Annotated in this window: 12 protein-coding genes; 7 read left to right on the top strand and 5 right to left on the bottom strand. The window is 71.3% G+C overall.

The features are described 5' to 3' along the window. Positions 1 to 177: 177 nt before the first annotated feature. The 4 genes from IE332_RS15670 (at position 178) to IE332_RS15655 (ending at position 10525) form a co-directional block, all read left to right on the top strand. Complete coding sequence (locus tag IE332_RS15670; protein WP_189916459.1) at positions 178 to 7419, top strand: RHS repeat-associated core domain-containing protein; 7242 nt, start codon at positions 178 to 180, stop codon at positions 7417 to 7419. Then, positions 7343 to 7825, top strand: coding sequence for a DUF5959 family protein (locus tag IE332_RS15665; RefSeq protein WP_308437571.1), 483 nt, complete (start codon positions 7343 to 7345; stop codon positions 7823 to 7825). The genes IE332_RS15670 and IE332_RS15665 overlap by 77 nt, the downstream gene beginning before the upstream one ends. A 212-nt stretch (positions 7826 to 8037) precedes the next feature. Further along, positions 8038 to 10179: a 4-alpha-glucanotransferase gene (gene malQ, locus IE332_RS15660; RefSeq protein WP_189916457.1), complete on the top strand. Its 2142-nt coding sequence runs from the start codon at positions 8038 to 8040 to the stop codon at positions 10177 to 10179. Positions 10180 to 10297: 118 nt separating this feature from the next. Further along, positions 10298 to 10525, top strand: a complete 228-nt coding sequence (locus IE332_RS15655; RefSeq protein WP_189916456.1) for a hypothetical protein — start codon at positions 10298 to 10300, stop codon at positions 10523 to 10525. Positions 10526 to 10679: 154 nt separating this feature from the next. Here IE332_RS15655 and pepN read toward each other — a convergent pair whose 3' ends face one another. Together pepN and IE332_RS15645 are read right to left on the bottom strand one after the other, a co-directional pair. Then, entirely contained in the window at positions 10680 to 13259 is a 2580-nt protein-coding gene (pepN, locus tag IE332_RS15650) for an aminopeptidase N (RefSeq protein WP_189916455.1), read from the bottom strand. Between the two features lie 184 nt (positions 13260 to 13443). After that, a complete protein-coding gene (locus tag IE332_RS15645; RefSeq protein WP_189916454.1) occupies positions 13444 to 15096 on the bottom strand; it encodes an outer membrane protein assembly factor BamB family protein in 1653 nt (550 codons plus the stop codon). 535 nt (positions 15097 to 15631) lie between these two features. Between IE332_RS15645 and IE332_RS15640 the strand changes: the two genes are divergently transcribed. From IE332_RS15640 to IE332_RS15630, 3 genes are all read left to right on the top strand, one after another. Next, positions 15632 to 16810, top strand: a complete 1179-nt coding sequence (locus tag IE332_RS15640) for an ROK family transcriptional regulator (protein ID WP_189916453.1) — start codon at positions 15632 to 15634, stop codon at positions 16808 to 16810. A 291-nt stretch (positions 16811 to 17101) separates the two neighbouring features. Next, a complete protein-coding gene (gene dxs / locus IE332_RS15635; RefSeq protein ID WP_189916452.1) occupies positions 17102 to 19006 on the top strand; it encodes a 1-deoxy-D-xylulose-5-phosphate synthase in 1905 nt (634 codons plus the stop codon). A 170-nt stretch (positions 19007 to 19176) separates the two neighbouring features. Next, positions 19177 to 20703, top strand: a complete 1527-nt coding sequence (locus tag IE332_RS15630; protein ID WP_229928620.1) for an ArnT family glycosyltransferase — start codon at positions 19177 to 19179, stop codon at positions 20701 to 20703. Between the two features lie 130 nt (positions 20704 to 20833). Here the strand turns inward: IE332_RS15630 and IE332_RS15625 are convergent, their stop codons facing one another. From IE332_RS15625 to IE332_RS15615, 3 genes are all read right to left on the bottom strand, one after another. Next, complete coding sequence (locus IE332_RS15625; RefSeq protein ID WP_189916451.1) at positions 20834 to 22981, bottom strand: 3-hydroxyacyl-CoA dehydrogenase NAD-binding domain-containing protein; 2148 nt, start codon at positions 22979 to 22981, stop codon at positions 20834 to 20836. 2 nt (positions 22982 to 22983) lie between these two features. Beyond that, positions 22984 to 24201: a thiolase family protein gene (locus IE332_RS15620; protein ID WP_189916450.1), complete on the bottom strand. Its 1218-nt coding sequence runs from the start codon at positions 24199 to 24201 to the stop codon at positions 22984 to 22986. A 288-nt stretch (positions 24202 to 24489) separates the two neighbouring features. Next, on the bottom strand, positions 24490 to 25743 hold the full coding sequence (locus tag IE332_RS15615; RefSeq protein ID WP_189916449.1) for an HRDC domain-containing protein: 1254 nt from the start codon (positions 25741 to 25743) through the stop codon (positions 24490 to 24492). Positions 25744 to 26070: the final 327 nt, after the last annotated feature.

Here is a 26070-nt window from a genome sequence, read left to right as displayed (position 1 = left end):
TGTTCCGGATAGGTCGTGTGCCCATAAGGTGCCGGAGGCCTGGGCCGGCACGGTCGGTCCGATTCGGGCTCCGGGGATCTGTGGGGGGATCAGTTGTCTCGTCGTGTCCGCGTGTTCACCCGTCCGCGCAGTCTGCGCGTGGCCGTCGCGGCAGCCTTGGCCGTCTGCATGTCGGTGGTGACGATCCCCTCCGTCGAGGCGGTCACCCACGCGGACCCGCCACCGAAGGTCTGGGTGCCGCCGAACACGCCGGTGCCGGAGACCCACCCGGTGAAGGGCGCGAACGGCAAGGCCGCCGGGTACCAGCCCGACCCCGGGAAGAAGTGGTCGCCACCGGCCGATTCCAGTCCACCGTCCGGCAGAGCCACCGCCGTCCTCGACGGTCCCGGCGCCAAGGCGGATCCGGCTCCGTTCGCATCCGAGGCGGCGCCGACGGCTGCGCCCTCGCAGCCGGTCCAGGCCGGCTCGCTGCCGGTCTGGATCGCCCCGGCCCCCGGCGCGAAGCCTGACGCCCTGACCGCGTCGGCGGCCCCGGCGAACGGCGCCCCCTCGACGCTCCAGGTCGAACTGGCCGATCAGGGCCAGATGAAGGCCGCCGGAGTGAACGGTGCCCTGGTCGCCCTCACCGACACCGGCGCGGGCCACCAGGCGGGCCGGGTCCAGGTCGGGATCGACGTCCAGGCCTGGGCGAAGAACGCCGGCGCCAACTGGGCCTCCCGGGCCAGGATCGTCCAGCTGCCCGGTTGCGCGCTGACCACCCCTGGCGCCGCGGGCTGCACGACGCGCACCCCGGTGCCGTCCCACCGCGACGCCTCCACCGGCCGACTGGTCGCCGAGGTCGACGTCCCGCAGCCGACCGGCGAGGCCTCCAAGTCCTTCGCCTCGGGCGCCTTCGAGAGCTCGGCAGCCTCCTCGGCGGTGGCGCTCGCCGTCGAGGCGGACGCCAAGGGCAGCAGCGGTGACTTCACCGCCTCGCCGATCACGCCGTCCGCCTCCTGGCAGGCCGGTGCCAACGCGGGCAACTTCACCTACGGCTACACCGTCGAACTGCCCTCCGCCCTGGCGGGCCCGGCCCCCGACGTCTCGCTGGGCTACGACTCCTCCTCGGTGGACGGTAAGACCGCCTCCACCAACGCCCAGCCGTCCTGGATCGGTGAGGGCTGGGAGTGGCACCCGGGTTCCATCGTCCGCGGCTACAAGGGCTGCAAGGACGCCGGCATCGACAAGTCGGGCGACCAGTGCTGGGGCGGTGACCTGCTCCAGCTCTCGCTCGCGGGCCACGCGGGTCAGCTCGTCAAGGACGACACGTCCTGCGACTGGCACCTCCAGGGTGAGGACGGCACCAAGGTCGAGCGGCTGACCGCGCAGAACAACGGCGCCTGGAACGGCGAGGCCTGGCGGATCACCACCGTCGACGGCACCCAGTACTACTTCGGCGCCAACCACCTGCCGGGCGGCGATGGCACCGACCAGGCCAGCAACTCGGTCTCCACCCTTCCCGTGTACTGGCCCGGTGGCCAGGACCCGTGCCTGAAGACCGGCTCCCCGGCCACCGGTTCCTGGAACCAGATGGGCTGGCAGTGGTCGCTGGACTACGTCGTCGACCCGCACCAGAACCTGATCACCTACCGGTACGACCAGGAGCAGAACTACTACGTCCAGGGCGGCGGCCAGAACAACGGCACCGGCCCCCGGGTCCAGTACCAGCGCGCCGCCTACCCAACCTGGGTGGGCTACGGCCAGCGCCTGCCCGACCAGATCGCCGCCAAGGGCAAGGCCAACCCGGCCGCCCAGGTGTGGTTCCGCACCGCCGAGCGCTGCCTGCCGGACAAGGACTTCACCTGCGACCCGTCCCAGCGGACCAAGGCCAACGCCAAGCGCTGGCCGGACACCCCGATCGACCAGAACTGCGACGCGACCGGCGACTGCACCGTCTACTCGCCGACCTTCTGGACCACCAAGCGCCTCACGAAGATCGACACCGAGGTCTGGGAGGGCACCAAGTACCGCGCGGTCGACTCCTTCACCCTCAACCAGTCCTTCCAGGACCCGGGCGACGGCACCTCGCCGTCACTCTGGCTGGACTCCGTTCAGCACACCGGCAGCAACAACCGCACGCCGATCACCCTGCCGGCGGTGTCCTTCCAGCCGCTGCAGATCGCCAACCGCGTCAAGGGGCCGGTCGACGGCACCTCGGCCTCGGTGGAGCCGTACAACCGTCCGCGTATCCAGAAGATCACCACCGAGACCGGCGGTCTGATCAACGTCGTCTACCGGCCCGCCGAGTGCTCGCGGGAGGCCGGCGGGACGATGCCGGCGTCCGAGGACGGCAACACGATGGCCTGCATGCCGGTCAAGTGGTACCTGCCCGGGCAGAGCGCGCCGGATCCGGTGAACGACTGGTTCAACAAGGTCATCGTGCAGTCCGTCACCCAGGAGGACTCGGTCGCCGGCGGCCAGCCCGCAGTCGTCACCAACTACGTGTACGGCGGCGGCGCGGCCTGGCACCGCAACGACTCCGAGATGGCCGACTCCAAGACCCGCACCTGGGACCAGTTCCGCGGGTACGCGACGGTCACCACCCTCACCGGCAGCGGAAGCGACGTCGAGTCGCCGCGCACCAAGTCGGTCGCCACGTTCCTGCGCGGCATGGACGGCGACGTCCTCGCCAACGGAACCGCCCGCCAGGTGACGGTGGCCGACGTGCACGGCGGCACGATCAAGGACGAGAACGCCCTGGTCGGCTTCATCCGCGACTCCGCCACCTACAACGGCGAGAACGGCGAAGTCCTCTCCACCGTGGTCTCCGACCCGTGGGTCGGTCCGGTCACCGCCACTCGCAACCAGTCCGGCGGCATGCCGGCGATCACCGCCCGGGCCGTCAACGTCCTCAAGGTGACCAACCGCGACAAGCTCGCCAACGGCTGGCGCACCCGCGAGCGCTCCACCACGTACGACTCGACTCCCTTCGCCCGTCCGCTCACCGTCTACGACAACGGTGACCTGGCCCACCCCGAGCAGCTGCTCTGCACCTCCTTCGAGTACGCGAACGGCCCCGGCAACGCGCCGACGCAGCTGGCCTCGCGCACCCTGGTCCTCAAGGGCGCCTGCGGTCAGACCGCGACCAAGGACAACACGGTCGCGGACACCCGGGCGTACTTCGACGGTCTGCCGTTCGGCCAGTCCGGCGCCAAGTCCGAACAGACCTCGACCGAGGTCCTGGAGCGCTACGACGCTGCGGGCCAGCCGGTCTACCGGGCCACCGCCAGGGTGAGCTTCGACGTGTACGGCCGGGTCATCAGCACCGTCGACCCGACCCGCACCGACGCCACCCACCCGACCGGCGCCGAGACCAAGACCGCCTACTCCCCGGCCACCGGGCAACTGCCCACGCAGGTCACCCACACCAACCCGCTGGGCTGGCAGACCGTCAGCACCCTCGACGTCGGCCGGGGCTCGCCGCTCAAGATCAAGGACGAGAACGGCCGGATCAGCGAGCAGGACTTCGACGCCCTCGGTCGCGCCGTCGCCAGCTGGAGCCCGGACAACAACCGTGCCAAGAACCCGAACCGGCCCACTCGCAAGATCTCGTACTCGGTCAACGGCACCAACGCCCCCTCCCAGGTTCTCACCCAAGCGCTGATGGGCAGTCTGAAGCTCTACACCTCGAACTTCACCATCTATGACGGCCTCGGCCGGGTCCGGCAGACCCAGGCCACCCCGCCCTCGGGCGCCACCGGCCGTATGATCACCGACGCGCTGTTCGACTCGCAGGGCCGGCAGACCAAGACGAGCGCCGCCTACTACGACGACAAGGCACAGCCCAGCGGCCAGCTCTTTCTGCCCAACGGCGGCGTCGAACCGGACAGCAAGATCCCCTCGCAGACCGTCCAGAAGTTCGACGGCATGGGCCGGGTCACCGACTCGATCTTCCAGTCGCACGGCGTGGAACAGTGGCGCACTCACACCGACTACCTCGGCGCCGATGAGGTCCGCATGACCCCGCCGGCCGGTGGCTACGCCTCCGCAAAGATCACCGATGCCCGCGGCAACACCGTCGCCCTGCGCCAGTACAAGGGCAACACCCCGACCGGCGCGTACGACGAGACCACGTACGGCTACACGCCGGACGGCAAGGAGGTCTGGCGCAAGGACGCGGCGGGCAACCAGTGGACGTACGAGTACGACCTTCTGGGCCGCCCGGTGAAGACCAACGACCCGGACTCGGGTACGGGAACGACGGCGTACGACGACACCAAGAACCTGGTCACCGTCACGGACTCCCGCGGCAAGAGCGCGACGTCCGTCACCGACCTGCTCGGCCGCACCACCGCGGCCTACGAGGGTACGACGGTCGACCCGGCCAAGCAGGTCGCCGCCTGGACCTTCGACACCCTCGCCCTGGGCAAGCCGACCTCCTCGACGCGCTATGTCGGCGGAGCGAGCGGGGCCGCCTACAAGTCGGAGATCACCGGTTACGACATCGGCTACCGCGAGAAGGGCGCCAAGACCACCATCCCCGCCGTCGAGAACGAACTCGCCGGTGTTTACCAGACCGACAACATCTATGACGAGGGTGGTCGGCTGGCGACCACGACCCTTCCAGCCGTGGCCAACATGGGCCGGGAAACCCTGACCTTCGCTCCCGACGACGTCGGCCAGTTCGGCGGGCTGTCCGGTCGGTTCGGCGCAGGCCAGGCGAGGACCTACGTGGCTGACGTGCGCTACGACCCCTACGGTCGTCCGTACCGCACCACTGTGGGCGTCGCCGGCGCTCAGGTGGTCACCACCATGACCATCGACGACGCCACCGGCCGCGTCACGCGCTCGATCCTGGACAAGCAGAGCGCCGAGACCGCCCACGTGGACTCCGTCGACTACACCTACAACCCGCTCGGCCAGGTCACCTCGGCCCGCAACGCGCAGGACGGCCAGGTCGCCGACCTGCAGTGCTTCACCCACGACTACCTCGGCCGACTCACCCAAGCCTGGACCGACACCGGCACCCAGAGCACCAAACCGATGCCCAGCGTTCCCGGTGTCGGAGCCTGCACCAACACCGACGGGCCGTCGGTGACCAACGGTCAGCCGAGCGTCGGCGGCCCGGCCCCGTACTGGCAGCAATACGAGTACGACCTCGTCGGCAACCGCACCAAGCTGGTCCAGAAGGACGTCAACGGCGACACCACCAAGGACGTCACCACCACCCAGACCTTCGGCACCGGCCCCAACACCCCGTCCACCGACCCGAAGACGGGCGGCGGCACGGGCGGTCCGCACGCACTGACGAAGTCCACCCAGACCGGCCCGGCCGGCACCGCGGTGACCTCGTACACCTACGACGCGGCGGGCAACACCACCTCGATCACCGACACTCCGGGCACCAGGACGCTGACCTGGAACGCCCAGGGCAAGCTCGACCAGATCACCGGCACCGGCCAGAGCGGCGCCACCAGCTACCTGTACGACCTGTCCGGCGGCCAGCTGATCCGCCGCGACCCGGGCAAGACCACCCTCAACCTGGGTGCGGACCAGCTCACGTTGGACACCAACACCAAGGTCGTCACCACTGTCCGCACCTACGGGGCGTCCAACGGCCTCTCCATCACCCGGACGATGAGCAGCGGATCCTCCACGCTCGCCTACCAGGGCGCGGACCCGCACGGCACCAACGGCGTCCAGATCGATGCCGCGACCCTCGCCCACGTCCGCCGTCCCACCGACCCCTTCGGCAACGAGCGCGGCACCCAGCCGTCCGCGGGTGTCTGGGCCGGCGACAAGGGCTTCGTCGGCGGCACCAAGGAGAAGTCGACCGGCTTCACCCTCCTCGGCGCCCGCGAGTACGACCCCAGCGCGGGCCGCTTCATCAGCCCCGACCCCATCACCGACCCCGGCGACCCCCAACAGTGGAACGCCTACGCGTACGCCAACAACAGCCCGATCAACAAGTCCGACGCCAACGGCCTGCGCCTCGAATGCGACCAGGCGACGGAGTGCGCCGGCTGGCACACGGACTCACACGGCGAAACCACCCAGGTGGTCGTCGTGGAGAAGCCCACAGCCGAGGTGCAGACGGCCCAGCACGCCGTCGAAGAAGCGGACCACATCGTCCGCGTCAACAAGCACAAGCGTGACGAACTCGTGCACAAGGTCGTCGACATCGTCGGCGATCTGATCGGCTACAACGACGCCCGCGACTGCTTCACCAAGGGCGAAGTGATGAGCTGCATCAACACGGCACTGAACGTGGTGCCGTGGGGAAAGCTCGCCAAGGCTGTCAAGGCCGGCATCGAAGCCCTCAAGATCTACAAAGAGATCAACAAGATCTACACCGCCATCCGGAGCGGCGAACGCGCCGCCAAGGAAGCCGAAGCCGCCCTGGTCACCGCCAAGACCGCCGCGGGCGAGGCTCGCGCAGCCGAAAAGGCAGCAGCCAAGGCCGCAGAAGAAAAAGCAGCAAAAGAAACAGCAACAGATGCGGCAGGAACCGAGAGTAAGGCAGTAGCCAAGGAAGCCGACGAATCGGCCGCGTCCAGTTGCTCCCTCGTCCGCAACAGCTTCCCGACCGGCACCAAGGTCCTGATGGGGGACGGGTCACTCAAGCCCATCGAGGACATCCACGAGGGCGACGTCGTCATGGCGACCGACCCCCAGACCGGCGAGACCCACCCCGAGCCCGTCACCGCCACCATCACCACCCCCGACGACAAGGACTTCACCGACCTCACCCTCACCGACGACGCCAACCCCCGCGGCCCCCCGGCCGCGGACCAGGCGAAGATCACCTCCACGTACCACCACCCCTACTGGAGCGAGACCCGCCAGCAGTGGGTCGACGCCGGCGAACTCACCCCCGGCGAACACCTCCGCCAGCCCGACGGCACCACCCTCACCATCCAGTCCGTCCGCAACTACCCCTACGCCGTCACCACCCACAACCTCACCGTCAACCTCCTCCACACCTACTATGTGCTGGCGGGAGCCATTCCGGTCCTGGTTCACAATACGTGCGGTGATGTCGACTATGGAGAGGTGAATGCGGACGGGAAGCGAAGCGGAGTCATTGCCGTTGTTTCACCGGCAGACATTGGAACCGGGACCACCGCGGGCCGGCGAATTATTCCTCCAGGCTTCGTCAAGAACTCTCCGGGCCATACCAGGGGGCACCTTCTGCCTGCCGCACTCGGTGGCGATGGAAAGGTTCCGGCGAACATCGTTAGGACAAATTCAAAGACCGATAACGGAGCCATGGCCGCATTTGGCGAGTCCATTGCCGAGCATGTGAGCAGCACCCAGAGAAGCGTGCTATTCCAGGCCGCGCCGCGCTATCATCCAGGATCGAATGTCCCATATCGGGTGGACATTCACGCCTTCGATGATCACGGATGGTCAACGTTCGGCCAGTTCCTTGTCGGGTGAGAGGGTGTGGCGTATGTTGCCTTTTGAGCTGGTCCGGTTGACCGACCTTGAGAATGAAGTCCGAATTATTGTTCACTCGGCCATGGAATCGGGATTCTGGGAGGCTGAGATTGCTGTAACCAGCATGTTTGTCAAGGGTGGCACCCTTCTTGTCCTCTCGCGCCCGAAGCTTGAGGCGTGGGGGCGCGCCCTGGAGGAGCTTTCTCAGGGGCGGGATATCGTTTGGATGGAGATGAATCGTGGCCCCACGGTCGCCATTCAACTCGATGGTGATCGGGATTGCCCTGAGGTCGTGGTGGACGACGAGTCGATCTCTATGGTGACCGTCAGGATCCCGATCGCGCTGGAGGAAGGGTGGATTGCCGATCACCAAGCCAGGGTTCGCCAGTTCCTTGAGTGGGCGTGAGGCAGCCTGAAGGTGAGTGAGCGCTCGGTGGAGATTCGCGCCGGGCGCTTCGCTCTGTGAGTGGTGCCTCCACTGAGGGCGCACCCCCTGTCATGCGCTTGTGATCGATGCACCCATGCCGCCGTCGTGTCGCGCAGCGTCGTCGGGCGGTTACCCGGGTAGGACTTGGGGAGCCCTGACCGGGCGTAGCCGAGACATCGCAGGAGCCGCGAGTGGCCGCTTACCACGACAGTGACGGAGCCGAGCAGGTACCGGCGCAGGACGCTCCGCCGCCACCGGCCGAACTGGTCGCGCTGGCACAGGCGTACGGGGTGGACACCCGATATCCGGGGCCGGGCGGGCAGTTGGTCGGGGCGCGGACGCTGGTCGCCGTGCTGACGGCGCTGGGCGTGGCGGCCGGCACGCCGGAGGAGGTGCGGGGGGCGCTGGAGCGTCACCGGGCCGAGCAGCAGGCGAGGTTGCTGCCGCCGTGCGTGGTGGTGCGGCAGGGCCGGCGCACCGCGCTGGACGTCCCGGCGGACGCCCGGCTGCGCGTGGAGCTGGAGGACGGGGGGAGCTGGGAGCTGCCCCGGGGGCACTCGCACTGGCTGCCGGCCGACCTGCCGCTGGGCCGGCACAGGCTGAGGGCGGAGAGCAACGGACGGGCCGCCGAGGCGGCGCTGGTCGTCGCCCCGGAGCGGTTCCCCCGGCTGCCGGGCCGGAGTTGGGGCTTCCTCGCCCAGCTGTACTCCGTCCTCTCGGACCGCTCCTGGGGCATGGGCGACCTCGGCGACCTCGCCGAACTGGCCCGGTGGGCGGGCGCCGGCCTCGGCGCGGGCTTCGTGCAGATCAACCCGCTGCACCAGGGCCTGCCGGGAACCCCCTCCGACCCGTCCCCCTACCGCCCCTCCTCGCGCCGCTTCGCGGACCCGGTGCACCTGCGGATCGAGGCCGTCCCCGAGTACGCGTACCTGGACGCGGAGCAGCGGGCGCGGACCGAGGAGCTGGCCCAGCGGGCCGCCCGGCTGCGCGACGAGGTCCTGGCCCACGACGGGCTGATCGACCGGGACGCGGTCCGGACGCTCAAGCGCGAGGCCTTGGAGCTGCTGCACGAGGTCCCGCGCGGGCCCGGCCGGCAGGCCGCGTACGAGGCGTTCCGGCGCCGCGAGGGCGAGTGGCTGCGCCGGCACGCCCTGTGGAGCGCCCTGGCCGAGGTGCACGGCTCCGACTGGCACCACTGGCCGAAGGGCCTGCGTCACCCGGACGGCTCACACGTCGAGCAGGCCGGCAAGGAGCTCCAGGAGCGGGTCGAGTTCCACCTCTGGCTGGCCTGGCAGGTCGACCAGCAGCTCGCCGACGCCCAGCGCGCCGCCCGCGAGGCGGGGATGCCGGTCGGCCTGATCCACGACCTCGCCGTCGGCGTGCACCCGGACGGCGCCGACGCCTGGGCCCTGCAGGACGTGCTGGCCGGCGGCATCTCGGTCGGCGCCCCGCCGGACGCCTTCAACGCCCACGGCCAGGACTGGGGCCTGCCGCCCTGGCGCCCGGACGCCCTCGCCGAGGCCGGCTACGCCCCGTACGCGGAGCTGCTGCGGGCCGCCGCCCGGCACGCGGGCGCCCTGCGCATCGACCATGTGATGGGCCTCTTCCGCCTCTGGTGGGTACCGGCCGGCCACCCGCCCACCGAGGGCGCGTACGTCCGTTACGACGCGGAGGCGATGCTCGGTGTGCTGGCCCTGGAGGCGCACCGGGCCGGGACGGCCGTGATCGGCGAGGACCTGGGGACGGTCGAACCGGGTGTCCGGGAGGAGCTGGCGGCGCGCGGGGTGCTCGGCACCTCGGTGCTCTGGTTCGAGCGGGACTGGCAGGGCGACGGCGCCATCCTGCCCCCGGACCGCTGGCGGCCGGGCTGCCTGGCCACCCTCACCACCCACGACCTGCCCAGCACCGCGGCCCGGCTCTCCGGCGAGCACGTCGAGCTGCGCCACCGCCTCGGCCTGCTGGCCCGCCCGCTGGGCGAGGAGCAGGAGGAGGCGGCGGCCGAGCTGGCGGACTGGCGGGCGGAGCTGGCCGCGCGGGGGCTGCTCACCGCGGACGAGCCGCTGTCGGCGCCCGTGCTGTACCGCTTCCTGCGGTCGACCCCGGCGGAGCTGGTCGGTGTCTGGCTGCCGGACCTGGTCGGGGACCCGCGCCCGCAGAACCTGCCGGGCACCTGGGACCAGTACCCGAACTGGCGCCTCCCGGTCGCCGACGGCGCCGGCACCCCGGTCACCCTCGACCGCCTGGCCGACAATCCCACCGCCCGCCTGCTGGCCCACCTCCTCGCCCCACCGGCCCCCCGCGGCCCCGGGTCCCCGCCCACTGACCACCACTGACCACCACTGACCACCACTGACCACCACTGACCCCGCGCGCGGGGCCGGTCGAGCGCCCCCCACCCGCCAGGCCGACCCCGACGCGCGCCCTCCCATAAGCGGCGGGTAAGTTGGAAACGTGGACAAGAGGAACGCTTTGCGAGCCGGCGCGGTCTCCGCAACGGTCACGCTGATGATGCTGCTGTCGTCGCCCGCCATGGCCTTCACCCGGGACGACGGCGATGACCCCGGTTCCGGCCTGAGCGTCGGCCAGACCCTCGGCCTGTACGTGTTTCTCCCGCTCGTCGCCTTCGCGCTGATCGCCGCTCTGGCCGGTCTGCCGTACGGCAAGGGCAAGAAGAAGTAACACCCCCGCGCGCAGCGTCCCGCCCGGGCGCCTCGCAAGGTGTCCCGGGCGCCCCGCAAGGTGTCCTCGCAGGGTGTCCGTCAGGACCCGTACAACCCCCGAAGGGGCGCCGGACGATCCCGTCCGACGCCCCTTCCGGCTTATCCGCGGACCGTCAGCGGGTGCCCGCCGCGCGGTCGGCCGCCTGGGCCTTGAGCGCGCGGTCGATGCCGGCCCGCGCCTCGACGACCTGCCGCCGCAGCGCCGGCGCCGGGTCGGCCGAGGCCAGCCAGGCGTCGGTGGCCTCCAGGGTCTCGGCCGTGACCTGCAGGCCGGGGTAGAGCCCGACGATGATCTGCTGCGAGATCTCGTGGCTGCGGCTCTCCCAGACGCCCTTCACGGCCGCGAAGTACTTGGCCGCGTACGGTGCGAGCAGTTCGCGCTGGTCGGACTGCTGGAAGCCGGCGATCACCGCTTCCTGGACGTAGTTGGTCAGCTTGTCGGACTCCACCACCGACGCCCAGGCCTGCGCCTTGGCCTCGGCGGTCGGCCGGGCGGAACGGCAGGTGGCCGCGTGCTCCTGGCCGGCCGCGGTGTTGTCGCGCTCCAGCTCGGCGGCGACCGCCGCCTCGTCCGCGCGGCCGGTGGCCGAGAGCCGGGTGAGCAGCGTCCAGCGCAGCTCGGTGTCGACCGCGAGGCCCTTGATCTCGACCGACCCGTCCAGCAGACCGGCGAGCAGGCCGAGCTGACCGTCGGTCCGGGCGACGGCGGCGAGGGTGCGGGCCCAGGCCAGCTGGTGGTCGCTGCCGGGCTCGGCGGCGCGCAGGTGCTCCTCGGCGGCGGCGGCCCAGCGGGAGAGGCCCTCCTCGCGCCAGTCCGGGTCGGTGTAGGCGTCGAGGGCGAGCTTCACCTGGCGCTGCACGGACTGCACCACGCCGATGTCGGACTCGCGGCCGATGCCGGACAGCGCGAGCGACAGGTAGTCGCGGGCGGCGAGTTCGCCGTCGCGGGTCATGTCCCAGGCGGAGGCCCAGCACAGCGCGCGGGGGAGCGACTCGGTGAAGCCGCCGAGGTGGTCGGTGACGACGGCCAGCGAGTCCTCGTCGAGCCGGATCTTGGCGTACGAGAGGTCGTCGTCGTTGAGCAGCACGACGGCCGGGCGGTGACGTCCGACCAGCTCGGGTACCTCGGTGCGCGGGCCGTCGACGTCGAGCTCGATCCGGTCGGTGCGCACCAGCGCGTCGCCGTTCAGCTCGTAGAGGCCGATGGCGATGCGGTGCGGCCGCAGCACGGCCTCGCCCTTGGCGCCGGCGGGCAGCGCGGGGGCCTCCTGCAGCACGGCGAAGGACTCGATCTCGCCGTCGGTGTTCAGCACGATGGACGGCCGCAGCACGTTGATGCCGGCGGTCTCCAGCCAGGACTTGGACCAGGCCTTGAGGTCGCGGCCGCTGGCCTCCTCCAGGGCGCCCAGCAGGTCGCTCAGCCGGGTGTTGCCCCAGGCGTGGCGCTTGAAGTAGGCCCGCACGCCCTGGAAGAAGGCGTCCTGGCCGACGTAGGCGACCAGCTGCTTGAGCACCGAGGCGCCCTTGGCGTAGGTGATGCCGTCGAAGTTGACCTGGACGTCCTCCAGGTCGTTGATCTCCGCCATGATCGGGTGGGTGGACGGCAGCTGGTCCTGCCGGTAGGCCCAGGTCTTCATCTGGTTGGCGAAGGTGGTCCAGGAGTGCGGCCACTTGGAGCCGGGGGCCTCGGCCTGGCAGACGGCCTCGGCGTAGGTCGCGAAGGACTCGTTCAGCCAGAGGTCGTTCCACCACTCCATGGTGACGAGGTCGCCGAACCACATGTGGGCGAGCTCGTGCAGGATCGTGGCGGCGCGGGCCTCGTAGGCGGCGTCGGTCACCTTGGAGCGGAACACGTACTGGTCGCGCAGGGTGACGGCGCCCGCGTTCTCCATCGCGCCGGCGTTGAACTCCGGGACGAAGAGCTGGTCGTACTTCGCGAAGGGGTAGGGGAAGTCGAACTTCTCCTGGAAGTAGTCGAAGCCCTGCTTGGTGACCGCGAAGACGGCCTCCGGGTCCAGGAATTCGCGCAGCGAGGGCCGGCAGTAGACGCCGAGCGGCACCTTCTGCTCGCCGTTCTCGTAGCTGTCGAAGACGCCGACGTACGGGCCGGCGATCAGGGCGGTGATGTAGCCGGAGATCCGGCCGGTGGGCTCGAACGCCCAGACCTGGGTGTCGCCGTCGCCGACCGGGGTCGGGGTCGGCGAGTTGGAGACCACGACCCAGCCCTTGGGGGCGGTCACGGTGAACGTGAACGCGGCCTTCAGGTCGGGCTGTTCGAAGTTGGCGAAGACCCGGCGGGCGTCCGGCACCTCGAACTGGGTGTACAGGTAGGTCTCGCCGTCGACGGGGTCGACGAACCGGTGCAGGCCTTCACCGGTGTTGGTGTACTCGCAGTCGGCGACGACCCGCAGCTCGTTCTCGGCGGCCAGGTCCGGCAGCGGGATGCGGCTGTCGGCGAAGCTCGCCGGGTCGAGCGGCGCACCGTTGAGGGTGATCTCCTCGACGCGCGGGGCGACGAGGTCGATGAAGGTGGCCGCGCCGGGCGTGTTGGCGGTGAACCGGACCACGGTGGTGGACCGGAAGGTGCCGCCCTCACGGGCCGAGGCCAGGTCGAGCTCGATGTCGTACGCGTCCACGCGGAGGAGATCGGCCCGGTTGCGGGCTTCCTCGCGGGTCAAGTTTGTGCCGGGCACTCGCTGCACTCCTTTGTCGGGCTGATGGTGCGAATCCTCGCATGTCCAACGCCCGGGCCCGCCGGAAAATCACACGCGGGGCGGGCCCGGGCAGATGCCCGTACCCGCCCCGCCTGTGGTTCGACACGGCCGCTACCGGCCACGACGAGGGGTCATGCCCCGAGCGGGGGGCACGACCCGGACGTCACTTCTTCCACTTGGTCAGTGGACCGTCGGTGGAGCTGTAGCGACGGAAGGCGTAGACGGCGCTGCCGTCGTCCGAGACGAGGTACTCGGAGGTGCTGGTGCCGATGTCCAGGCCGTTCGGCATCGCGATGGTGCCGATGTCGGTCATCGAACCGTCGGTCGGCGAGAGCGTCACCAGGCGGGCCGGCTTGTCGTAGCCCTGCTCGACGACGGCGCGGACCTTGCCGTCCTTGTCGACGCCGGAGACCAGCCGCATGTCGTTGCTGGAGCCGGCCGCGGCGGCCGCCCACAGGCGCTTGCCGGTGTTCAGGTCGTAGGCGTTGATGCCCGGCTTGGTGCCGCTGACCTGGACGTACAGGGTGGAGCCGCTGACCACGTTGCGGGTGAGGGCCTCGTCCTGGCCGGACAGGCGGAGGCTGTCCGAACCGGCCTCCTTGACGGACATCTGGTTGCCCGGCTTGTTGTCCTTGTCGAACGGCAGGACGTAGTCGCCCTGCGGGCCGCTGGACATCAGCAGGACGAGCGGCTTGTCCGAGACGACCTGGTCGACCTGCTCGATGGTGCCGGTCAGGGTGATCGGCGTGCTGGCCGCCTTGCCCGTCTCGGCGTTGACGATGACCAGCTGCGACTTGGGGCCGCTGCCGCCGTAGCAGCGGTCGCTGACGGCGATCTGGGTGCCGGCGGCGCGGCCGCGCACGCTGCAGTCCTTGTCGCGGGGCTGGAACTGCCAGGCCGGCTGGCCGTTGGCGATGTTCAGGGCGCCGACCATGTTGCCGCCGATGGCGACGACGTTGTCGGTGACGCTCAGGGTCGGCGAGGACATCCGGTCGGCCGAGACCTTGACGCTCCAGAGCAGCTTGCCCTGGTTGAGGTCGACGGCGCCGACGGTGGAGCAGTCGCTGTCACCGGTGTTGAAGGAGAGCGCGGCGACGCCCTTGGAGTTGGCGCCGTACGAGGCGGTGCACAGCTCCTTGACGCCGGCCGGGACGGGGATCGTCCAGGCCTCCTTGCCGTCGGTCAGGTTGTAGGCCTTGATGCCGTTGCTGTCGACGCGGATGGCGAGCTTGTCGGTGCCCCAGACGCCGAGCATCTGGTTCGAGCCGTCCGTGTTGGCGCCCTTGGGGGCGCTCCACGCGACGTTGAAGGTGGCGCCGCCCTTGGGGCCGGGGCCGGGGGTGGCGTCGTTGCTCGGACCGTCGCTGGTGCCGCCGCTGCTGGCGACCGGGCCGGGGCCCGGCGTCGGGTCCGGGTCGGGGTCCTTGAGCAGGACGACCAGGGCGACCACGATCGCGATCGCCAGCACACCGCCGATGATTCCGCCCCACAGCATCACCGGGTTGCGCTTGGGCGCGGTCGGGGCGCCGGGGTAGCCGTACCCGGGCTGCTGCTGCGGGGGGTAGGCGTAGCCGCCGGTGGTGTTGTAGCCCTGTCCGGCGTCCGGGCCGTAGCCGCCGGCCACCGGGTCGTACGGGCCGACCGGCGCACCGGGCGGCGGGGCCTGCGCGGGGAAGCCGCCGGCCGCGGTGGGCGCGTACGCCGCGTACTCGGCGCCGCCGACGGGCGGCTGGGCGGGCGGTGCCGGCGGCTGGGCGGGCGGCGGTCCGGCGGGCGCCGCCGGGCCCGGGATGGCCGAGCCGTCGAGCTGCGTCATCTGGTCCGCGACGGCGGCGGGATCGACACCGCCGCCCGGCGGGCGTCCGAACGATACGCCCCGGTTGTCCTGCGGACCGCTGCCGGGCGTTTCGCCTGTCCCCGGCGTAGGGTGATCCCCTGCCATCTGATTCCCCGTCATGTCTGGAAGTGTCCCCCTGCCGGTACCGTCCACGGTCCGGATGGGACGGGTGAGAAGTGGGCACCATGCTAGTGGTGTGTGGTTTTCGGCCGCCGCCAGGACGGCCGAACCCCGTCCCCGCAGGTCCCGGCCGTGCAACACCTTCACCCGGCGATCACCCCGCACCCACCCCCGACACCCGGGCGTGACCACGCCCCGGCCCTCCGGGCCCGTACGCTCCCGTCGCCGCCGCTCGCCGTCACCCGGCCCGCTCCGGAGCCGCCCGGCGCCCGCCCGGCGCCCTCCGCCACCCGACCGCCCCCGTCGGCACACCCCGCCCCGCCCCCGGGCCGTACCCTTCAGGAGTTGAAGGGGACGCCCGGCGTAGGGTTCCCCGCCCCTGGGAGGGTGGATCATGTCGACCGACACACCGGGCTCGCAGTCGTCCCTGCACCGGGCGAACCTGGAGCGGGTCCTGCGCGCGGTGCGGATGGCCGGCTCGCTGACCCAGGCCGAGATCGCCCGCGGCACCGGTCTCTCCGCCGCCACCGTCTCCAACATCGTGCGGGAGCTGAAGGAGAGCGGCACCGTCGTGGTCGCCGACACCTCCTCCGGCGGCCGCCGCGCCCGCAGCGTCTCGCTCAGCGGCGACGCCGGCATCGTGGTGGGCATCGACTTCGGCCACACCCACCTGCGGGTCGCGGTCGGCAACCTGGCGCACCGGGTGCTGGCCGAGGAGAGCGCCCCGATCGACGTGGACGTCTCCGCCCAGCAGGGCTTCGACCGCGCCGAGGCGATGGTCGAGCGGCTGCTGGCGCAGGCCGGGTTCCGGTCGGACAAGGTGATCGGCGTGGGCCTGGGCGTGCCCGGTCCGATCGACGTGGAGACGGGCGCGCTGGGCTCCACCGCGATCCTGCCCGGCTGGACGGGCATCGCCCCGGGCCGGGAGCTGGGGGAGCGGCTCGGCATGCCGGTGCACGTGGACAACGACGCCAACCTCGGCGCGCTCGGCGAGCTGGTCTGGGGCGCGGGCCGCGGGCTGAGCGACCTCGCCTACATCAAGATCGCCAGCGGTGTCGGTGCCGGCCTGGTGGTCAACGGCCAGATCTACCGCGGTCCGGGCGGCACGGCGGGTGAGATAGGGCACATCACGCTGGACGAGGCCGGGCCGGTCTGCCGCTGCGGCAACCGCGGCTGCCTGGAGACCTTCGTCGGCTCCCGCTACCTGCTCTCCCTGCTCACCTCCACGCTCGGCCCGGACCTCACCCTGCCCCGGGTGGTCGAGCTGGCCCACCAGGGCGACCTCGGCTGCCGCCGGGTGATCGCCGACGCCGGCCGGCAGATCGGCACCGGCGTGGCCACCCTGTGCAACCTGCTCAACCCGCGCCGGGTGATCCTCGGCGGGGACCTCGCCGAGGCCGGTGAGCTGGTGCTCGCCCCGATCCGGGACTCGGTGGCCCGCTACGCCATCCCCAGCGCCGCCCGCCAGCTCTCGATCGTGCCGGGCACCCTCGGCGGCCGGGCCGAGGTGCTCGGCGCGCTGGCCCTGGTGATGAGCGAGATGGGCGAGTCCGGGGCCCTGGGCCGCGCCTAGCCGCGGCCGCCCGGCGGGACGGGGACGAGGCGGGAACGACACCGGGACGGGACGGCGAGATAAAGATGATCGAACGCCCGTACGTCAATCTGACGTGACCCGCACCCCCCGGCCGACCTCCGGGAATGGCGGTAACCGAACGGTGGCACCGGGCGCGCCGCTCGGCGTCCGGCAGGCGGACATTAGACTCGACCGGTCGGTACCGGCCGCGACCGCCGGTCCGCCGCCGGACCGGGCAGCGACGCCCGTCGGACCGTCCACGGTCCGCGAACACTGAACGAGGAGGAACGGGTGGCCCTGCTGACCCGCATTCGGGGACCGCGCGATCTCGACCGGCTCACGCCCGGACAGCTGGCCGCACTGGCCCAGGAGATCCGGACCTTCCTGGTGACCGAGGTCTCCAAGACGGGCGGCCACCTCGGCCCCAACCTCGGCGTGGTGGAGCTCACCATCGCGCTGCACCGGGTCTTCGACTCGCCCCGCGACCGGATCCTCTTCGACACCGGCCACCAGAGCTACGTCCACAAGCTGCTCACCGGCCGCCAGGACTTCTCCCGGCTGAAGATGAGCGGCGGCCTGTCCGGCTACCCGTCCCGCGCCGAGTCCGAGCACGACGTGATCGAGAACTCGCACGCCTCCACGGTGCTCTCGTACGCGGACGGCCTGGCCAAGGCCAACAAGATCCAGGGCAAGGCGGACCCGGTCGTCGCCGTGATCGGCGACGGCGCGCTGACCGGCGGCATGGCCTGGGAGGCGCTCAACAACATCGCCGACGCCAAGGACCTGCCGGTCGTCATCGTCGTCAACGACAACGAGCGCTCCTACTCGCCGACCATCGGCGGCCTGGCCAACCACCTCGCCACCCTGCGCACCACCCAGGGCTACGAGCGCTTCCTGTCCTGGGGCAAGGACGCGCTGCAGCGCACCCCGGTCGTCGGCCAGCAGCTGTTCGAGACGCTGCACGGCGCCAAGAAGGGCCTCAAGGACTTCATCGCCCCGCAGGGCATGTTCGAGGACCTCGGCCTCAAGTACATCGGCCCGATCGACGGCCACGACCTGACCGCCCTGGAGTCCGCGCTGACCAAGGCGCGCGGCTTCGGCGGCCCGGTGATCGTGCACTGCCTCACCGAGAAGGGGCGCGGCTACCACGCCGCCGAGAACAACGACGAGGACCGCTTCCACGCCGTCGGCGTGATCCACCCGGACACCGGCCTGCCGGTCAAGAGCTCGGGCAAGGACTGGACCTCCGTCTTCGGCGAGGAGATGGTCGCGCTCGGCCACGAGCGCGAGGACATCGTCGGCATCACGGCCGCGATGCTGCACCCGGTCGGCCTGGCCCCGTTCGCCGAGGCCTTCCCGGACCGCATCTTCGACGTCGGCATCGCCGAGCAGCACGCCGTCACCAGCGCCGCCGGCCTGGCCACCAACGGCCTGCACCCGGTGTTCGCGGTCTACGCGACCTTCCTCAACCGGGCCTTCGACCAGGTCCTGATGGACGTCGCCCTGCACAAGCTGGGCGTCACCTTCGTGCTCGACCGGGCCGGCGTCACCGGGACGGACGGCGCCTCGCACAACGGCATGTGGGACATGTCGATCCTCCAGGTCATCCCGGGCCTGCGGCTGGCCGCCCCGCGCGACGCCGACCAGGTACGGGCGCAGCTGCGCGAGGCCGTCGAGGTCAAGGACGCCCCGACCGTGGTCCGCTACTCCAAGGGCACGGTCGGCCCGGCCGTTCCCGCGGTCGGCCGGGTCGGCGGCATGGACGTGCTGCGCGCCGCCGGGGAGCCCTCGGGCGCCCACCGCGCCGACGTGCTGATCGTCTCGGTCGGTGCGATGGCCCCGACCAGCCTGGAGGTGGCCGACCTGCTGGCCGCCCAGGGCATCACCGCCACCGTGGTGGACCCGCGCTGGGTCAAGCCGGTGGACCGGGCCCTGCCGGGCCTGGCCGCCGAGCACCGGGTGGTCGTGACGATCGAGGACAACGGCCGGGTGGGCGGCGTCGGCGCGGCCGTGGCGCAGGCGCTGCGGGACGCGGACGTGGATCTGCCGGTGCGCGACTTCGGGATTCCGCAGGAGTTCCTGGACCACGCGAGCCGGAACGAGATCCTGGCCGAGATCGGCCTGAACGCCCCGGACATCGCCCGAAAGGTGACGGCCCTGGTGGCGAGCCTGGACGCGACGCCGGTCGACGCCTGACCGAAGGCCGTCAAAAAGGGCGACAGCCCGATTCCGACGGGTGATGGGCCGTTCCGGCGACAACCGTTCGTCGTAACTCTGTAACAGTTCGTCACGAAACAAGCCGACAATAGTACTGAAAGGCGGGACCGGCGCCATCGGCGCCGATCCCGCCCGGTAGGTTGTCAACCGTGCCGACCCCCACCCGCCCCCGCCTCGCCGGACTGGCCGAGCGCCTGCCCGAGCGTGTCCGTACCCATGTCCAAGCCGGGTACTGGACCAGGCTGGTGCCGGTCCTCGCGCTGGTCGCGCTCCTCACCCACATCCCCTCCTTCGCCCGGCCCGTCTGGAGCCCGGACGAGGGCTTCCTGGCCACCCAGGCCCGGATGCTGGCGGACGGCGGGGTGCTCTACGACACCGTGGTGGACCGCAAGCCCCCGCTGCTGCCCTGGCTCTACCAGGCCTGCTTCGCGGTCTTCGGCTCCGCCTCGCTCTGGCCGCTGCGCACCCTGGCGGTGGTGGCCCACCTGGTCACCGCGATCCTGCTGGCCTCGATCGCCCGCGGCCGCTGGGGCAACCGGGCCGGCGCCGGCGCCGGGCTGCTCTACCTGCTGGTCTCCATCGGGCTCTCGCCGGAGGACACCCAGGCGGCGACCTTCGAGGTCTTCATGCTGCCCGCCATGGTGGCCGCCTTCCGGTACGCCGAGCGGCGCCGCTGGCTGGCCGCGGGCATCGCGGTGGCGCTCTGCTCGCTGACCAAGCAGACCGGCGGCGCGGTGCTGCTGCCGGTGCTCTGGATGCTGTTCCAGGACGCCCGCCGGCGCGGGGTGCGCTGGCCGCCCGCACTGTTCAAGATCGGGTTCGGCTTCACCCTGCCGATAGCGCTGGTCGCGGTGATCCTCACCAAGCCCAAGGGCTTCCTCTTCTGGGTGGTCACCGGCAGCGGCGACTACGCCACCTTCGGCGGCGCCTGGCTGCAGATGGTCGGCCGCGCGCTCGGCAACTCGGCCATCCTGGTCGCGGCCGGCCTGGGCTTCCTGCTCCCGGTCGGGCGCCGGCTCTGGCTCAAGTACCGCCACCGCCCGCTGCCGGTGGCCGGCGAGGAGCACGGCTCGACCACCGACCTGTGGGTCTGGCTGCTCTCCTCGGCCGTCGCGGTCAGCGTGGGCTTCCACTTCTTCGGCCACTACTACCTGCAGCTGATCCCGCCGCTGGTGCTGCTGGGCACCGGGGCGGTCGCCACCTCGGCGATCCGCTGGAAGCCCGTCCTGGCGTACACCACGGTCGCCGCGACGGTGTTCTGGGGCCTGGCGCTGGCCTGGCCGGGGGAGCGGCTCAACCGCACCACCGAGGTCGCCACCGCCGTCGCCGCGCAGACCACGCCCAAGGACACCGTGCTGGTCTGGGGCATGCACCCCGAGCTGTACTGGCTGGCCGACCGCAAGCCCGCCACCCGCTACCTGACCGCCGGCTTCCTCACCAACTACAGCGGCGGCAAGGACGGCAGCGGCAACGTCGGCGAGCAGTTCAGCGTCTCCAACGCCTGGCAGACCTTCGACAAGGAACTCGCCAACGGCCTGCCCGAGGTCGTGGTCGACGACTCCGGCATCGCCCCGTACCAGCCGGTCCTGGTCCCCCGGATCGAGAACCTGCTGGACACCCACTACGAGATGGTCGGCGTCTTCGCGGACACCGTCGTCTACCGCCTCAAGCACTGAGACGCCCGTACACGGGCCGCCCTGCTGAAACGCCCGTACACGGGCCCGCCCGCGGAAACGCCCGTAGACACGGAGGAGCCCCGGTGACCACCAGGTCACCGGGGCTCCTCCGTGTCTACGGGGCCATGCGCTACGCGGGCACCGAGGCCAGGCCGGGGGCCAGGAACGGCTTGCCGTTCACGCGCTCCGAGATGCCCTCACGGTCCAGGTACGGGGTGATCCCGCCCAGGTGGAAGGGCCAGCCGGCACCGGTGATCATGCAGAGGTCGATGTCCTGCGCCTCGGCGACGACACCCTCCTCCAGCATCAGGCCGATCTCCTGCGCCACGGCCTCCAGGGCGCGGGCGCGGACCTGCTCCTCGGTGAGGACCGAGTCGCCGAAGGTCAGCAGCTCCAGCACCTCGGGGTCGAGGACCTGCTGGCCGTCCGTCCAGGTGTAGAAGCCGCGCTTGCCGGCCTTGACCACCTTGGCGAGGTTCTCGGAGACGGTGAACCGCTCCGGGAAGGCGCCGTGCAGGGTCTCCGAGACGTGCAGCGCGATGGCCGGGCCGACCAGCTCCAGCAGCACGATCGGGGACATCGGCAGGCCGAGCGGCTCGACGGCCTTCTCGATGTCGGCGATCGGGGTGCCCTCGTCGATGATGCCCTGGATCTCGCCCATGAAGCGGGTCAGGATCCGGTTCACCACGAACGCCGGGGCGTCCTTGCAGAGCACCGAGGTCTTCTTCAGCTTCTTCGACACGGCGAAGGCGGTGGCCAGCGACGCGTCGTCGGTCGCGTCGCCGCGGACGATCTCCAGCAGCGGCAGGATCGCGACCGGGTTGAAGAAGTGGAAGCCGACGACCCGCTCGGGGTGCTTCAGCTTCGAGGCCATCTCGGTGACCGACAGCGAGGAGGTGTTGGTCGCCAGCACACAGGTCGGCGAGACCACGTTCTCCAGGTCCGCGAAGACGGTCTGCTTGACGCCCATCTCCTCGAACACGGCCTCGATGACGAAGTCCGCGTCACCGAAGGCGGCGGCCTTGTCGAGCGAGCCGGAGACCAGGCCCTTGAGGCGGTTGGCCTTGTCGTTGCCGATGCGGCCCTTGGAGAGCAGCTTGTCGATCTCGGCGTGGACGTAGCCGACGCCCTTGTCGACGCGCGCCTGGTCGATGTCGGTGAGGACCACCGGCACCTCCAGACGGCGGGCGAACAGCAGCGCCAGCTGCGAGGCCATCAGACCGGCGCCGACGACGCCGACCTTGGAGACCGGGCGGGCCAGCGACTTGTCCGGAGCGCCGACCGGGCGCTTGGCCCGACGCTGCACCAGGTTGAAGGCGTAGATGCCGCTGCGCAGCTCGCCGCTCATGATGAGGTCGGCCAGGGCCGCGTCCTCGGCGTCGAAGCCGCCCTGCAGGCTGGCCTTGTCGGCGAGGTCGGCGTCCTTGACGGCGGCGATGATGTCCAGCGCCTTGTAGGCGGCCGGAGCGGCACCGTGCACCTTGGCGTCGGCGACCAGCCGGCCCCAGGCGACGGCGTCGTCCCAGCCCTTGCCGCGGTCGATCGCCTCGCGCTCGACGACGACGTCGCCCTTGAGGACCTTGGCGGCCCACAGCAGCGACTGCTCCAGGAAGTCGGCCGGCTCGAAGATCGCGTCGGCGATCCCCAGCTCGAACACGTCCTTGCCCTTGAGCTGCTTGTTCTGGTTCATCGAGTTCTCGATGATGACCTTGACGGCCTTGCCGGCACCGATCAGGTTCGGCAGGATCGTGCAGCCGCCCCAGCCGGGGACGAGGCCCAGGAAGACCTCGGGCAGCGAGAAGGCCGGGACGCCCGCTGACACCGTGCGGTAGTCGGCGTGCAGGCCGACCTCGACGCCGCCGCCCATCGCCGCACCGTTGTAGAAGGCGAAGGTCGGGACGGGCAGCGCGGCGATCCGCTTGAAGACCTCGTGGCCGCCCTTGCCGATGGCCAGCGCATCCGCGTGCTCCTTGAGGAGCTCGACGCCCTTGAGGTCGGCGCCGACCGCGAAGATGAACGGCTTGCCGGTGATCGCGGCACCGACGATCTTGCCCTCGGCGGCCTCGGCCTCGACCTGGTCCAGCGCGACGGACAGCTTGAGCAGCGAGCCCGGGCCGAAGGTGGTCGGCTTGGTGTGGTCGAAGCCGTTGTCCAGGGTGATCAGAGCCAGCTTGCCGGCCTGCAGGGGCAGGTCCAGGTGACGGACGTGGGCCGTGGTGACGACCTCGCCCGGGAACAGCTCGGCGCCGTGCTGGAGCAGCTCAGTGGTGTTGCTCATGGTCACTTACCACCCTCGAAGTGGGGGTTCTCCCAGATGATGGTGCCGCCCATGCCGAAGCCGATGCACATCGTGGTGAGGCCGTAGCGGACGTCCGGACGCTGCTCGAAGCGGCGGGCCAGCTGGTTCATCAGGCGCACGCCCGAGGAGGCCAGCGGGTGACCGAAGGCGATCGCGCCGCCGAACGGGTTGACCCGCTCGTCGTCGTCCGCGATGCCGTAGTGGTCCAGGAAGGACAGCACCTGGACGGCGAAGGCCTCGTTGACCTCGAAGGCCTGGATGTCGTCGATGGTCAGACCGGCCTTGGCCAGCGCCTTCTCGGTGGCCGGCACCGGGCCGATGCCCATGACCTCGGGCTCGACGCCCGCGAAGGCGTAGGAGACCATGCGCATCTTGACCGGGAGGCCGAGCTCCTCGGCGACGTCCTCGGCGGCCAGCAGCGAGGCGGTGGCACCGTCGTTCAGACCGGCCGAGTTGCCCGCGGTGATGTTGCCGTGCGGGCGGAACGGGGTCTTGAGGTTCGCCAGCGACTCCATCGTGGTGCCCGGGCGCATCGGCTCGTCCACGGTGGCCAGGCCCCAGCCGGTCTCGCCGACCTCGGGGTTGGTGTTGCGGATCGAGATCGGCACCAGGTCGGGCTGGATGTCGCCGTTGGCGTACGCCTTGGCGGCCTTCTCCTGGGAGCGCACGGCGTAGGCGTCGCAGCGCTCCTTGGTGATGTGCGGGAAGCGGTCGTGCAGGTTCTCCGCGGTCATGCCCATGAACAGGGCGGACTCGTCGACCAGCTTCTCGGAGACGAAGCGCGGGTTCGGGTCCACGCCCTCGCCCATGGGGTGGCGGCCCATGTGCTCGACGCCACCGGCCACGACCACGTCGTACGCGCCGAAGGCGATGCCGCCCGCGGTGGCGGTCACGGCGGTCAGCGCGCCGGCGCACATGCGGTCGATCGAGTAGCCGGGCACGGACTTCGGCAGGCCGGACAGCAGGGCGGCGGTGCGCCCGATGGTCAGACCCTGGTCGCCGATCTGCGTGGTGGCCGCGATGGCGACCTCGTCGATGCGCTCGACGGGCAGGTTCGGGTTACGGCGCACGAGCTCCCGGATGCACTTGACGACGAGGTCGTCGGCGCGCGTCTCGTGGTAGATGCCCTTCGGGCCGGCCTTGCCGAACGGGGTGCGGACGCCATCGACGAAGACGACGTCCCTCGCGGTACGAGGCACGGGGGCTCTCCTCCCAGGGACCAACATTTGAGGTGGGCAGGCTGCCGCCGGCGAAAAAGACCCGAGCGGCGCCGCATCACGGCCATGCTACCGGTCGGTAACCAACCTGCCCAGGCCCCGCGGTCGGTTCTGACCATGTGTCCCGCGACACGTCCGACCAGGAACGCCGTGCCCGGGCCCTCCGCGGGCCGCTCTCAGTCCCTCTGCGGGCCGGCCATGGGCCGCTCCCGGGGACGGCGAAGGGGGTGCCGCCCCTACGGACGGCACCCCCTTCCGGGTTCTGCCGGGTCAGCCCTGGTCGGCGGCCGCGGCCACCGCCGCGGCGAACGCGGCGGCCATCGCCGGCGCCACCAGGTCCACCTGCCACTGCCGGGCGCCGAGCCGGCGCAGCGCGGTGGCCACGCCCTCGGGGCCCCGGTCGGCCGGCGGCTCCCAGGAGACCCGCCGGACCAGGTCCGGGGTGATCAGGTTCTCGGCGGGCAGGTTGTGCCGCTCGGCCAGCTCGCTGACCGCGGTGCGCGCCCCCGACAGCCGGGCGGCGGCCACCGGGTCCTTCTCGGCCCAGGCCCGCGGCGGCGGCGGTCCGTCGTGCGGCGCGGCGGCCGGCGGCAGCTGGTTCTCCGGGATCTCCCGGCCGCGCTGCACGGCCGACAGCCACTGCTCCAGCTGGCGCCGGTGCACCCGGGGCCCGAAGCCCTGGACGGCCTGCAGCGCGGCGATGTTCAGCGGCATGGCCAGCGCGGCGTTGACGATCGCGGCGTCCGAGAGCACCCGGCCGGGGGAGACGTCCCGCTCCTGGGCCATCCGGTCCCGGGCCAGCCACAGCTCGCGCACCACGGCCAGCTGGCGGCGCCGGCGGACCTTGTGCAGCTGCGAGGTGCGCCGCCACGGGTCGGTGCGCGGCGCCGGGCGGGGCGCGGCGGCGATCGCGGCGAACTCCTCCAGGGCCCAGTCGAGCTTGCCCTGGGCGTCCAGCTCCTGTTCGAGTGCGTCGCGCAGCTCGACCAGCACCTCGACGTCCAGAGCGGCGTAGCGCAGCCACGGCTCGGGCAGCGGGCGGGTGGACCAGTCGACCGCCGAGTGCTCCTTGGCCAGGCTCAGGCCCAGCACGTTCTCGGTCATCGGTCCGAGGCCGACCCGGGCGAAGCCGGCGATCCGCCCGGCCAGCTCGGTGTCGAACAGCCGCTTGGGTCTCATTCCCACCTCGGCCAGGCAGGGCAGGTCCTGGGTGGCCGCGTGCACCACCCATTCGGCGTCCCCGATGGCGGCGTCGAGCGCGCTCAGGTCGGGGCAGGCGATCGGGTCGATCAGGGCGGAGCCGGAACCCGCGCGGCGCAGCTGGATGAGGTAGGCACGCTGCCCGTAGCGGTAGCCGGAGGCGCGCTCGGCGTCCACGGCGACCGGTCCGGAGCCCGCGGCGAAGGCGGCGATCGTGGCGGCCAGCGCCTGCTCGTCCGCCACGACGGGCGGGATCCCCTCCTTCGGCTCGAGGAGCGGGACCGGGGCTGCTTCTTCTGGGATGGCTGCTACGGCGTCGGTCACCTACCAAGGGTACGACGGTCCTCGGGACCGGGAGTGTTGTCGGACTGGTCAGACAGTTACGGACGGGGTTGTGACCCGCCCGCCCTGTGACTCGCCCGCTCGCCTCCGGGGCGCTCGGACCCGGCGCCGACGGTCGTCGCTCCAATGCCCCTCGTTCCTCAGGGCCTCCTCGCTCCTCCCTTTCGGCACCGGCGCGCCCCTTCGGCTCGGGGCGGGTACTCGCCCGCTCGCGGGGTTGTCGGCTCGGGGCGGGTGCTCGCCCGCTCGCGGGGTTGTCGGCTCGGGGCGGGTGCTCGCCCACTTGCGGGGTTGCCGGCCTTCGCTCCG

Source organism: Kitasatospora xanthocidica (genome assembly GCF_014656195.1).
In the GTDB taxonomy this organism is placed as follows: Bacteria; Actinomycetota; Actinomycetes; order Streptomycetales; family Streptomycetaceae; genus Kitasatospora; species Kitasatospora xanthocidica.
Note: the sequence above shows the minus strand (reverse complement) of the source record. Positions and strands in the feature narration are given on the sequence as shown.

What these genes read in the sequence shown, in the direction of transcription:
- IE332_RS15665 (WP_308437571.1), top strand. Translation starts at nt 7,343, where the DNA reads ATGTCCCATATCGGGTGGACATTCACGCCTTCGATGATCACGGATGGT.
- IE332_RS15645 (WP_189916454.1), bottom strand. Translation starts at nt 15,096, where the DNA reads ATGACGCAGCTCGACGGCTCGGCCATCCCGGGCCCGGCGGCGCCCGCC.
- IE332_RS15640 (WP_189916453.1), top strand. Translation starts at nt 15,632, where the DNA reads ATGTCGACCGACACACCGGGCTCGCAGTCGTCCCTGCACCGGGCGAAC.
- IE332_RS15625 (WP_189916451.1), bottom strand. Translation starts at nt 22,981, where the DNA reads ATGAGCAACACCACTGAGCTGCTCCAGCACGGCGCCGAGCTGTTCCCG.